Consider the following 13,100-nt stretch of genomic DNA (forward strand, 5'->3'; position numbering starts at 1 on the left):
GCCTGCCCGCGCCGCGGCCGCGACGCGCCGGGGCGACGCACGCGGATGCTTGACGGGATGCATGGGGGACGCATACGCTGCTCGCGTCTGACAACGATGTCAGGCACGGCACCAGGAGTCCCGCATGCTGCACCGTCGCTCGCCGCTGACCACCCGATCCCGGCGCGTCCTCGCCCCCGTCGGAGCCGCCCTCGCGGCCCTGCTCGCCATCCCCCTCGTCGGCCTCGACGCCGCACCCGCGATCGCCGCCGACCCGCCCTTCGCGACGTCGTTCGAGCCCGCCGACGTCACCGCGCATCCCGTGCCGCCGGCCGAGGCCTACGAGGCGCCCGTCAACGTGCAGGGCGGCACCCTGCCGTCGTCGAGCCTCACGTCGCAGATCTCGGCCGTCACCGCATCCGGCGAGAACCCGCCGAACGAGACGGCCGTGCGGCTCTTCGACGGCGACCCGGGCACGAAGTGGCTGACGCGCACCCGCACCGGATGGGTGCAGATGGACTTCGCGCAGCCCGTCACCGTCGCGACCTACGCGCTCACCTCCGCGAACGACGCCCCCGACCGCAACCCGCGCGCCTGGACGCTGCAGGGATCCGACGACGGCACGACCTGGGTCGACGTCGACGCGCAGACCGACCAGCTGGTCGGTGCCGCCCCCTTCACGCAGGTGGCGTACGCGCTCGCAGCGCCCGTCACCCACCAGCACTTCCGCCTGCAGATCACCGCCAACGGCGGCGCCTCGCTGCTGCAGCTCGCCGACCTCGACCTGCGCGGCGTCGACACCGGCGCCGTCGCCTCGCCGATGCGGACCACCGTCGGCAGCGGCCCCACGACCGGCTACAACATCGCCTCCAACCGCGGCTTCGACGGGCGTGCCGCCGTGCAGTACCGCGGCCAGCACCTCGCCGACGGCCCCGCCTCGTCGACCAACGTGCTCGTCGACGACCTCGACGTGACGATCGCCGCCGACACCGAGCTCTCCTACGCCGTGCTGCCGACCCTCTTCCCGCAGGACCTGCAGTACCCGTCGACCTACGTCGCCATCGACCTCGTCGTCGAGACCGCCGCGGGCGAGACCGTGCGGATCTCCGACGCGCAGCTCGTCGACCAGTACGGATTCCCCGCATCCGCAGCGGGGCAGGGCGAGGCGCACTCGCTCTACGCGAACCAGTGGAACCGCATCCGCGTCGACCTCGGCTCCCTCGCAGGCGGCACCGTCACCCAGGTGCTGCTCGAGTACGACAACCCGGGCGGCACCGCCGCCACGCGATTCTCGGGATGGGTCGACGACCTCTCCATCGCGCCCGCGACGCCCATCGACGCCGAGACGGTGCTCGACTACGTCGACACCCGCCGCGGCACGAACTCCTCCGGCGGCTTCTCGCGCGGCAACAACATCCCCGCCACCGCCGTGCCGAACGGCTTCAACTTCCTCGTGCCGATGACGAACGCCGAGTCGCAGAGCTGGCTGTACGACTGGCAGTCGCGCAACACCGCGAACAACCTGCCCGCGCTCGAGGCGCTCGGCATCAGCCACGAGCCGAGCCCCTGGATGGGCGACCGCGCCCAGCTCGCCATCATGCCGAGCCTCGACACGGCCCAGCCCTCCGGCACGCTCGCCTCGCGCCGACTCGAGTTCAGCCACGACGACGAGACCGCGCGACCCGACGAGTACGCCGTCGAGTTCGTCAACGGCCTGCAGGCATCGATGACGCCGAGCGACCACGGCGGCGTCATGCGCTTCGACTTCCCCGACGGCGCCGACGTGGGCACCGTCATGGTCGACCGCGTGCAGGGCCAGTCGGGCCTGCAGATCTCGGCCGACGGCGTCGTGACCGGATGGGTCGAGGGCGGCAGCGGGCTCTCCGCAGGCAGCTCGCGCATGTTCGTCTACGGCGAGTTCACCGACGCGCCCGTCGCGACCGGCATGGCCGCCCAGCGCACGAGCGCCGCATGGGCGCGCTTCACCACCGGCGACGCACCGCTCGAGCTGCGCTTCGCGACGTCCTTCATCTCGCTCGACCAGGCAGCGCACAACCTCGACCTCGAGGTCGACGGCGTCGCCTACGACGACGTCCGCGCCGCGGCGCGCGACCAGTGGATCGAGCGGCTCGAGGTCGTCGACCTGTCGGCGTCGGATGCGACGCAGGCCGAGCTCGTCACCTTCTACTCGGGCCTCTACCGCCTGAACCTCTACCCCAACTCGCAGTCCGAGAACACGGGCACCGCCGACGCGCCCGTGTGGCAGTACGCGTCGCCCGTGCGCGCTCGCGAGGGCGCGGCCACCGCGACCGAGACGAACGCGCAGATCATGGACGGCCAGATCTACGTCAACAACGGCTTCTGGGACACCTACCGCACCGTGTGGCCGCTGTACTCGCTGCTCTACCCCGAGGTGACCGAGCGTCTCGTCGACGGCTTCGTGCAGCAGTACCGCGACGGCGGATGGATCGCGCGCTGGTCGTCGCCCGGCTACGCCGACCTCATGACCGGCACGTCGTCGGATGCCTCGTTCGCCGAGGCGTACACGTCGGGCGCGATCTCGACGGGTCTCGCCGAGGAGGCCTACGAGGCCGCGCTGCGGAACGCGACGGTCTCCTCCGGCAGCGACACCACGCTCGAGAACCCGAACGCCGTGGGCCGCAAGGGCATCACGACGTCGCAGTTCCTCGGCTACACCGCCTCCACGACCGGCCAGAGCGTCTCGTGGGGCCTCGAGGGCAACATCAACGACGCCGCGATGGCCGACATGGCGGCCATGCTCGCCGAGGACCCGCAGGTCGACCCCGCGCGCCAGGCCGTCTACGCCGAGCACGCCGTCTACTTCGACGCCCGCGCGAGCGACTTCGTGAACATGTTCGACCCGAACGTCGGCTTCTTCCAGGCGCGCGAGCCCGACGGCAGCTGGGAGCTGTCGCCGGAGGAGTACGACCCGACGGACTGGCAGAACCACGCGTACACCGAGGCGCCGGGATGGACGTTCGCCTTCCACGCGCCGTTCGACGTGCCCGCGCTCGCCGCGCTCTACGGCGGCAGCGACGGCCTCGACGCCAAGCTCGCCGAGTTCTACACGACGCCCGAGACGGCGACGTCGAGCGCGATCCACGAGGCATTCGAGGCGCGTGACGTGCGGATGGGGCAGTTCGGGTTCTCGAACCAGGTCTCGCACCACACCCCGTACGTCTCGGCCGCGAACGGCGACCCGACCACGACGCAGGAGGTCGTGCGCGAGGTGCTGTCGCGCCTCTACGTCGGCAGCGAGATCGGCCAGGGCTACGCCGGTGACGAGGACAACGGCGAGACGTCGTCCTGGTACGTCTTCTCGGCGCTCGGCTTCTACCCGCTCGCGCTCGGCTCGGGCGAGTACGTCATCGGCTCGCCGCTGTTCGACCACGCGGTCGTGCATCGCGACGAGGCCTTCGGCGGCGACCTCACCATCACCGCCCCCGGCAACGACGACGCCACGATCTACGTCGGCGGCGTGAGCCTCGACGGCGAGGCGCTCGACGCGCCCGTGCTCGACCAGGCGGCGCTCGCCGACGCGAGCGAGCTGACGTTCACGATGCAGTCGGAGCCGTCGGCCTGGGGCTCCTCGAGCACCGACGAGCCCGTGCACGAGCCGCTCGTCGACGCGACGAACCGATTCGTCAGCACGATCGGCGCGGGCCTCGAGGGCCCGCCGGTCGCGGCGCTCGTCGACGACAACTCCACCACCGAGGTGACGTTCGACACCGACGCGCCCACGCTGCAGGTGCAGCTGCGCGGCGGCTCGGCCACGACGAGCATCTACACGATCACCAACGGAGCGACGGGATCCTCGCCGACGGCGTGGACCCTGTCGGGCTCCAACGACGGCACGTCGTGGGACGTCGTCGACGAGCGCGAGGGCGAGTCGTTCGCATGGGCGACGCAGACGCGTCCGTTCGTGGTCGAGACGCCCGGTGCCTACGCGCAGTACCGGCTCGAGGTGCAGGCCTCGAGCGACGGGCCCCCGACGATCGCCGAGCTCGAGCTGCTCGGCGAGGTCGACCCCGGACCCTTCACCGTGACGCCCGCCGAGGGCATCTCGGCCTGGGTGGGCGCCGAGATCGACGCACCCGTCGCCACCGTGCTCGGCACGCCCGAGGGCGTCGAGCCCACGGCGACCGTCGACTACCTCGACGGCCAGGGCCCCGTGGACGCCGAGCTGCGGGCGCTGCCCGTCGGCGGCGGCTACGAGGTGGTCGCTCCGCACGCCTTCGACATCGCGGGCGTCTTCACCGCCCACGTGACGGTGACGGCGGGCGACCTCGTCGCCACGACGCGCACGCAGATCTCGGTCGCGCGCCCGTCGACGACGGCCCAGTCGATCGCGGCGCTCGCGAACGTCGACTGCTTCGCCGACGCATCCGCGGGCGGCGACTGCGACGGGCAGGGCGCTGCGCTCGACCTCGCGCAGCTGCAGGCCGCCGGCGTCACGTTCGGCACCCAGCAGTCGGTGCAGCTGCCCGTGGGCGCTGGCCAGGGCACCTTCACCTTCGAGCTGCCGGCGCTGCCGGGCGGCGCGGACGACGTCATCGTGCCCGACGGCCAGGTGCTGCCGGTGCGTGCGGGCGCGGATGCGACGCACGTGTCGATCATCGGCACCGCGAACGAGGGCCAGCAGTCGACGACGCTCACGCTGACGTACGCGGACGGCTCCACGCAGCAGCTGCCCGTCACGTTCGGCGACTGGGTCGGCGGCACGTCGACGCCCGTCGCCGGCAACGTCGCCGTGGCGACGGTGCCCGGCAGGCTCACGGGCCCCGGCTCGAACGACGGCAAGCCGTCGTCGCTGTTCGCCACCGCACCCGTCGCGCTCGCGACCGGCGCGGACGGCGTGCCGCTGCGGCTCGTGTCGATCGGCTTCCCCGCGGCCTCCGGCACGCTCGTCGGCGGCCAGGTGCACGTCGCCGCCGTCGCGCTCGACGGCACGATCCCGGCGCCGACGCTGCAGGTGCAGCCGGCCGTGCCCGCGATCGAGGCCACCGTCGACGCCGAGCTCGACCTCGACCTCGCGACGTTCGACGGGGTGGACGCGTCGGCCGAGCAGGTCACGGCGGTCGTGAGCTGGGGCGACGGCACGCCGTCGGACATCGCGCGCATCGACCTGGCAGGGGCGCAGCTCGACGCGCCCTCGGCGGTCGAGGCGAGCCTGCAGGCGGAGATCGTGGAGCAGGTCGTCCGCGGCTCGCACACGTACCTCGCCGAGGGCGAGCACACCGTCACCGTGACGGTCGACGACGGCACGGCGAGCGCGACCACGACCATCCCGGTCGTCGTCCGTGCCGCCGAGGTGCCGACGCCGACGCTCACGGCCCCCGCCGGCGCCGTGGCGCCCGGGTCGGTCGTGCCCGTCGACGGTGCGGGCTTCCTGCCCGACGAGACCGTCGAGGTGACGTTCTCGGGCGGCGGCGACGCCATCGAGGTCACGGCGGTCGGCGGCGCGTTCCGCGTCGACGTGCCCGTGGGCGACGTGGCGGACGGCGACTACGTCGTCACCGCCACCGGCCTGCAGTCGTCGGCGACGGCGACCGCGACCATCACGGTCGAGACGCCCGCCGTGCCGTCGACCACCGTGCTGCGCGCGCTGTCGACGAGCGTCGAGATCGGCGAGAGCATCGAGCTCGTCGCCACGGTCTCGGTCGGCGACGCGGCGGCGACGCAGGGGTCGGTGACGTTCTCGCAGGGCGCCGAGGTGGTCGGCACCGCGCCGATCGTCGCTGGCACCGCGTCGATCGAGCTGCCCGCCGACTCGCTCGGCGACCGCACGTACGTCGCGACCTTCAGCGGCGGCGACGGGGTCGACGGCAGCGCATCCGCCCCGGTGACCGTCACGGTCGTCGCGGACGTGGGCGCCGACGTCGTCACCTACGCGGGTGGCAGCAGGTACGAGACGAACGTGCTCGCCTCGCAGGACCTCTTCGAGGTCGGGTCGCCGGTGTGGATCACGGCGGGCGAGGGCTTCCCCGACGCGCTCGCAGCCGGACCGGCTGCCGCGCACGAGGACGCGAGCCTGCTGCTCACGCCCCCGGACCGCGTGCTCGGCATCACGATGGCGGAGATCGACCGGCTGCAGCCGCCGAGCATCACCATCGTGGGAGGCCCGACGACCGTCGGCGCGAACATCGAGACGATGCTCGAGCAGCGGTACCCGAACGCCGACGTGCGCCGCATCGCGGGCGCCGACCGCTACGAGACCGCCGCGCTCATCGCGACCGAGGTGTTCGGCTCCGCCGAGTCCGCCTTCGTCGCGAGCGGCGAGGTCTTCCCGGATGCGCTGTCGGCGAGCGGCGTCGCCGCCGCCATCGGCGACGTGCCCGTGCTGCTCTCGACCCGTGCCGCCCTGCTGGACGTCACGGCCGAGGCGCTGCACGACCTCGGCGCCGAGCAGGCGTGGATCGTCGGTGGCAGCCCGAGCCTGTCGTACTCGGTGGTCGTCGCATCGCGCATGGAGACGGGCAGCGCCGAGCGCGTGGCAGGCGCCGACCGGTTCGAGACGAACGCGCTGCTCGTCGAGCGCTTCGTCGAGCCGACCGAGGGCCAGGGGGTCGTCATCGCGACGGGCGCGGGCTTCCCGGATGCGCTGTCGGCCAGCGCCGTCGTGGGCGTCACGGGCGACCCGCTGCTGCTGACGCTCGGCACGTGCGCACCCGCGCCCGTGTCGGCGCTCATCACGGCGACCGCGCCCGACGAGGTGCGCAACGTCGGTGGGCCGCCGTCGCTCGCCGCGACCGCCTGGAGCACGTCCTGCTCGTAGGCGCATGACGGATCGGCCCGGGCGCATCCGCTGCCCGGGCCGATCCGCGCGTCGACGGTGTGCGACGCTGAGGGCACGGCCGCCGCCCCGGCGACGCGTCCGCCGGAGCACGACCGAGGGAGGTGCCGCATGACGGCTCACGACGACGTCGCGCCGAGCGCCGTCGCGCGCGTCGCGCAGCGGCAGCCGACGCTCGCAGACGTCGCCGAGGCGGCAGGCGTCAGCATCAAGACGGCGTCGCGGGCGCTCGGCGGCGAGCCGTACGTCGCCGACTCGACGCGCGGCCGGGTGCGCGCCGCAGCCGCAGCGCTCGACTTCACGCTGAACTCGGCCGCGAGCCAGCTGCGACGCGGCACGGCGGTGCGCAGCGTCGGACTCGTGGTCGGCGACCTCGCCAACCCGTTCTACATGGGCCTCGCGACGGGCGTCGAGCATGCGTTGCGCGAGCACGGGCTGCAGCTGTCGATGGCGTCGTCCGACGAGGATGCGGCGATCGAGCGGGCGATCGTCGAGGATCTCGTGCATCGTCGCGCGCACGGCATCCTGCTGGTGTCGACGCTCGACGCGCACGCCGAGCTGCGCGGCGTCGTCGAGCGGGGCGTGCCGCTCGTGCTCGTCGACCGAGCGCCTGCGGGCATCGACCTCGACGCCGTCGTCATCGACAACGTCGGGGGCGCGACGGCCGCGATCTCGGGCTTCCTCGAGCGCGGGCATCGGCGCATCGCGTTCGTCGGTGACCTCGAGCGCCTCTCGCCGCAGCGCGAGCGGTACACGGCCTACGCGGCTGCGCTCACGGCCGCCGGCATCCCGCTCGACCCCGCGCTCGTCGTTCGCGGCTCGCACTCGGCGGCGGCGGCGGAGGAGGCCGTGCGCGACCTCATGCGCCTCGACGAGCCGCCCACCGCGGTGTTCACCGCCAACAACCGCGTCACCATCGGCGCGATCGCAGCCTTCCGCGACCTGCCGCATCCGCCCGCGCTCGTCGGCTTCGACCACTTCGAGCTCGCCGACGCGCTCGGCGTCACGACCGTCGGCGCCGACACGTCGGCGCTCGGCCGCGAGGCGGTCGCGGCGCTGCTGTCGCACGTCGACGCCGCGCACCCGACGTCGACGCGGCGGCTGCCGGCGACGCTCGTGTCGCGCGGCTCGGGGGAGCGTCCGCCCTCGTCGTGATGCGGATGCGCGCTCGGCTCCATCGGCCGCGGGCCGGATGCGGTCAGTCGGCGAGGAACCTCGTGAGCAGGTCGGTGACGACCGCGGGCTCCTGCGAGTGCACCCAGTGGCCCGCACCCTTGACCGTCGCGCGGCGCACGCGCGGGAAGAGCGCCTCCATCGCGGCGCGGTGCTCGTCGCGCACGTAGCGCGACGCGCCCCCGGCGATCCACAGCACGGGTCCGTCGTACACGGCGTCGACATCCGACCAGCCGCGGATGGCGCCCAGGTCGCGGCGCAGCACCTCGAGGTTCGACATCCACTGCCACACGTCGCCCTCGCGTCGGAGGCTCTGCAGCAGGAACGCGCGCACGCCGGGGTCGGGCACGGCCTCCGCGAGCGCCGCGTCGGCGTCGGCGCGCGAGCCGAGCGCTGCGAGGTCGATGCCGAGCATCGCGTCGATGAAGCGCCCGAACTCGTCCGACTCGCGGTAGGCGACGGGTGCGACGTCGACGACGCACAACCGCGAGACGAGCTCGGGATGCCGCAGCGCCACGAGCATCGCGACCTTGCCACCCATCGAGTGGCCGACGAGCGCCGTCGGCTCGGTGAGCAGGCCGGCGATCGTGTCGGCCATCTCGGCGAGGTCGATGCGCTCGGTCCACGCCGACCGGCCGTGGTTCGGCATGTCGACGAGCGTCACGCGGTGGCTCGCGCCGAGCGCCTTGCCGATCTGCGTCCAGTTCCTGCCCTGGCCGAAGAGGCCGTGGCAGAGGACGACGGGCGAGCCGGCCTCGCCGAGCCGGGTCACGTGGAGGTCGCTCACGCGTCCATCCTGCCTCGTCGGGGCGGGGCACGTGATTCGCACGGCGACTGTGCCAGGTGGCTCGAAGCAGCGAGATGGGGCACGCGTCGCCGCGGACACGGGTCGACCGTCGCTGGGTCGTCGAAGCACGGTGTGCCGGGTCAGCGCCGGCACAGCCATCACCCCTCGACCCGTCGATCGCTGCCCCCTGCCTCGAGCCACGATCACCTGCGAGGAGATGGGATGCTTCTTCCGCATGCGCCGGGCACGCTCGCTCCATGCTCTCCAAGCGCGCCGCAGTCTCCGTCGTCGTGGCCTCCGCCGTCGTGGTCTCTGTCGGTGCCTCGGTCACCGGGTGCGCCATCGACGCCGCCGCGTCATCGGCGACGGTCGCGATCATCGATGGCCGCATGGCGACCGACCTCGAGGCGTTCGACTGCTTCGACATCGAGCAGCCGGGCGACGGACCCGCGAGCGACCATGGCGCTGGACTGAACACCTGGTCTCGGTCGAAGGCCGGAGCCAGGCAGGTCTGTCAACTCGCGAGCGGCGGACGCCATCCCGTCGGACCCGAGATCGACCGACACGGTCCTGGCAAGTTCGAGCACTACCACCGCAGCACGCGCTCCGCGGCGCACTGCTTCTTCGGGAATCCCCGACGATGAAGCGCACCGAGCTCGAAGCGCTCGCCGCGTCGTGGCGCGCACAGCCGCCGGCACCGATGTGCCTGCGGCAGGTCGCTGACCTTCTCATCGAGCGCTACGCGGCGTACGAGATCCCACTGTCGACGATTCCCGCGCATGACCTCGTCGCAGATGATGAGGTGCGGGAGGCCGATGCGGCGATGCTGTTGACCATCACCGATCCAAGGGCGCTGGAACGCGTCTTCGACGAGCAGGATCGAGAGGCGCTGCGCCCCGATCCAGACCATGACAGCGAGTGGCTGGAGCAGGGCCGCCGGGATCTCTTCGTCGACCCGGCGGAGGTGGGCTTTCGGCTCCTGCACCTCGAGCAGAGTCGTGGTGAGCGTGCCTCGATCCTGCTCGAAGCCCGCGACGGGATCGCGACGGGCTTCCGTGTCTACAACATGGGCGCCCTACTCGTGCCCGTTCTCATCGCCCATATCGGGCCGCCGTGCTTCCTCGGCGACGCCCGTGTCGGCGACGTCGACGATGAGCAGTTCGCGCAGTACCTCGTCGAGGCGAAGCGACACGGACTCCTCAGTCCATGACTTCGCTCCCTGCTGCCGAGGCCGGGCGCTGGCACGGCAACTCCGAGCACGCTGGCAGCGATGCGGGGAACTCCTCGACGACTGCGACGCGAGCGGCGCCTGCGTCGGGCGCGACCAGCGGTGCGGTTCACCGAACGGCGAGGACTTCACCACGTCGTCACTGCGAGCGGTGGGCGGTCTCGAGGAGCGATGCGACGAAGAGCCGGTCGTCTCCCGGCACCGACGCGTCCAGCCACTCGATGACGTATCGCTCGGCGACCAGATCGCCGCGCCAGCGTCCGATTCCGCGGCAGCGACGCTCTCATCGGGCCCAGGATCGGTGACCGAGAATCCGGCTCCCGTCGTCACGCTCGCTACGGCGACGCCGATGCTCAGAACCGAGCGCTGCCAGCGCGATGCCACGCTGATCGCCACGTCTTGCACCTTCGATCGGGAGATGAGCTGCTCCACCCTCGATCGACGGTGCAGCGCAGACGCGAGCTCGAACCGCTCCACCCTCGCAATCGTCAACCAGGGGCCACGCTGCCTCGAGCGCTGTAGCTGGTTCTCGATTCGCTCGACATCGGGGAACCGCGCACTCGGCCGACCGACGGCGCTCGTCCGCACGCTGTGGATGGGACGCTGCGACGTGCGCGACCTCCCGGGCTAGGGGCGAGCGGTCAGGCGCGCACTCGCCTTCTTCGGCGAGAGGAGAGTAGACTTGAGCCCAGATCACTCAAGTTTCGCTCGGGCCCCGATCGGGCCAGGGCTCGGATCGAGGGGAGACGCATGGCACGCATGGGCGGGATGCAGCCTGGGCAGGATGATCGACGCAGCGCGTTGGAGCAGTTCGGCACCGACCTGACCGCGATCGCGCGGGCGGGGCGGCTCGACCCCGTCATCGGGCGCGACGCCGAGATCCGGCGCATCAGCCAGGTGCTCTCGCGGCGCACGAAGAACAACCCCGTGCTCATCGGCGAGCCCGGCGTCGGCAAGACCGCGGTGGTCGAGGGGCTCGCGCAGCGCATCGTCGCGGGCGACGTGCCCGAGAGCCTCAAGGGCAAGCGCATCGTGACGCTCGACGTCAACGCGATGGTCGCGGGCAGCAAGTTCCGCGGCGACTTCGAGGAGCGCATGAAGAACGTGCTCGCCGAGATCCAGAAGGCCGACGGGCGCATCATCACGTTCATCGACGAGCTGCACATGATCATGGGCGCCGGCGCCGCCGAGGGCAGCCAGGGCGCATCCAACATGCTGAAGCCCATGCTCGCGCGCGGCGAGCTGCGGCTCATCGGTGCGACGACGCTCGACGAGTACCGCGAGTTCATCGAGAAGGACGCCGCCATGGAGCGGCGGTTCCAGCAGGTGTACGTCGGCGAGCCGTCGGTCGAGGACACCGTCGCGATCCTGCGCGGGCTCAAGGAGCGCTACGAGGCGCACCACAAGGTCACGATCGCCGACTCGGCGCTCGTCGCCGCCGCCGCGCTCTCGAATCGCTACATCACGGCGCGCCAGCTGCCCGACAAGGCCATCGACCTCATCGACGAGGCGGCGTCGCGCCTGCGCATGGAGATCGACTCGGCGCCCGTCGAGATCGACGAGCTGCGCCGCGCGGTCGACCGTCTGCAGCTCGAGCGGCTCGCGCTGCGACGCGAGCGTGACGACGCATCCAGGGTGCGCCTCGCCGCGCTCGAGCAGACGCTGCAGCAGAAGCAGGCGCAGCTCGGCGACCTCGACCGCCGCTGGCAGGCCGAGCGCACCTCCCTCAACCGCATCGGCGGTCTGCGCGAGCGGCTCGACGAGCTGCGCATCCAGGCCGAGCGCGCCCAGCGCGAAGGCGACCTCGAGCGCGCATCGCGCGTGCTCTACGGCGACATCCCGAAGGTCGAGGCCGAGCTGAAGGAGGCCGAGGCGGGGGAGACGGGCGAGGGGCGCATGGTCAACGACCAGGTGACCGCCGACGACATCGCGGGCGTCGTCGCCGCGTGGACGGGCATCCCCGTCGGCCGCCTCATGCAGGGCGAGACCGAGCGGCTGCTGCGCCTCGAGGACGAGCTGGGCACCCGCGTCGTCGGGCAGCGCGAGGCGGTGGGGGCCGTGTCGGATGCCGTGCGGCGGTCTCGCGCCGGCGTCTCCGACCCCGACAAGCCCACGGGCTCCTTCCTCTTCCTCGGACCGACGGGCGTCGGCAAGACCGAGCTCGCGAAGGCGCTCGCCGAGCTGCTGTTCGACGACGAGCGCGCGCTCGTGCGCATCGACATGTCGGAGTACGGCGAGAAGCACTCGGTCGCACGGCTCGTCGGCGCTCCTCCCGGCTACGTCGGCTACGAGCAGGGCGGACAGCTGACGGAGGCGGTGCGGCGCCGCCCGTACTCGGTCGTGCTGCTCGACGAGGTCGAGAAGGCGCACGCCGAGGTGTTCGACCTGCTGCTGCAGGTGCTCGACGACGGGCGCCTCACCGACGGGCAGGGCCGCACGGTCGACTTCCGCAACGTCATCCTCGTGCTCACGTCGAACCTCGGCTCGCAGTACCTCACCGACCCCACGATCGACGCCCGGCAGGCGCACGACCAGGTGATGGCGGCGGTGCGGCAGGCGTTCAAGCCCGAGTTCGTGAACCGGCTCGACGACATCGTCGTGTTCGACGCGCTGTCGACCTCCGAGCTGGGCCGCATCGTCGGCATCCAGGTCGCGGGCCTCGACCGGCGGCTGCAGGAGCGCAGGCTCACGGTGCACGTGTCGGATGCCGCACGGCGCTGGCTGGGCGAGCGCGGCTACGACCCGCTCTACGGTGCGCGGCCGCTGCGACGGCTCATGCAGCGCGAGATCGACGACCGGCTGGCGCGAGCGCTGCTGTCGGGCGAGGTGCGCGACGGCGACACCGTGCAGGTCGACGTCGCCGCCGGCGGCGACGGCCTGTGGCTCGGCCCCGAGGGTGCGACGCCGCCGGCGCGCGAGTGGTCGTTCGACCCGGATGCGTCGCCCGGCGACGTGCGCGGTGCCGCCTCCGACGGCTCCGACGCACACCCCGACGAGGCGACTGGGCACTAGATGCGCGCGAGTGGGCACTCGATGCTGCGATTCGGCCCGAATCGCAGCATCGAGTGCCCACTCCCCGCGGGCGGCTCGGCGCGAGCGATGCGGATGCGGCGCGGCAG

Annotated in this window: 6 protein-coding genes; 5 read left to right on the forward strand and 1 reads right to left on the reverse strand. The window is 72.4% G+C overall.

All coding sequences use genetic code 11. The features are described 5' to 3' along the window. Positions 1–124: 124 nt before the first annotated feature. On the forward strand, positions 125–6,775 hold the full coding sequence (locus ACFQPP_RS03860) for a GH92 family glycosyl hydrolase (protein WP_376915201.1): 6,651 nt from the start codon (positions 125–127) through the stop codon (positions 6,773–6,775). 129 nt (positions 6,776–6,904) lie between these two features. Beyond that, positions 6,905–7,948, forward strand: a complete 1,044-nt coding sequence (locus tag ACFQPP_RS03865) for a LacI family DNA-binding transcriptional regulator (RefSeq protein ID WP_376915202.1) — start codon at positions 6,905–6,907, stop codon at positions 7,946–7,948. A gap of 43 nt (positions 7,949–7,991) precedes the next feature. Here ACFQPP_RS03865 and ACFQPP_RS03870 read toward each other — a convergent pair whose 3' ends face one another. Continuing rightward, positions 7,992–8,753, reverse strand: a complete 762-nt coding sequence (locus tag ACFQPP_RS03870) for an alpha/beta fold hydrolase (RefSeq protein ID WP_376915203.1) — start codon at positions 8,751–8,753, stop codon at positions 7,992–7,994. Positions 8,754–9,010: 257 nt separating this feature from the next. Between ACFQPP_RS03870 and ACFQPP_RS03875 the strand changes: the two genes are divergently transcribed. The 3 genes from ACFQPP_RS03875 (at position 9,011) to ACFQPP_RS03885 (ending at position 12,993) form a co-directional block, all read left to right on the forward strand. After that, entirely contained in the window at positions 9,011–9,397 is a 387-nt protein-coding gene (locus ACFQPP_RS03875) for a hypothetical protein (RefSeq protein ID WP_376915204.1), read from the forward strand. Next, entirely contained in the window at positions 9,394–9,963 is a 570-nt protein-coding gene (locus tag ACFQPP_RS03880; protein WP_376915205.1) for a hypothetical protein, read from the forward strand. The genes ACFQPP_RS03875 and ACFQPP_RS03880 overlap by 4 nt, the downstream gene beginning before the upstream one ends. 768 nt (positions 9,964–10,731) lie before the next feature. Further along, on the forward strand, positions 10,732–12,993 hold the full coding sequence (locus ACFQPP_RS03885; RefSeq protein ID WP_376915206.1) for an ATP-dependent Clp protease ATP-binding subunit: 2,262 nt from the start codon (positions 10,732–10,734) through the stop codon (positions 12,991–12,993). Positions 12,994–13,100: the final 107 nt, after the last annotated feature.

The sequence above is a fragment of the Agrococcus sp. GCM10030265 genome, assembly GCF_042666675.1.
In the GTDB taxonomy this organism is placed as follows: domain Bacteria; phylum Actinomycetota; class Actinomycetes; order Actinomycetales; family Microbacteriaceae; genus Agrococcus.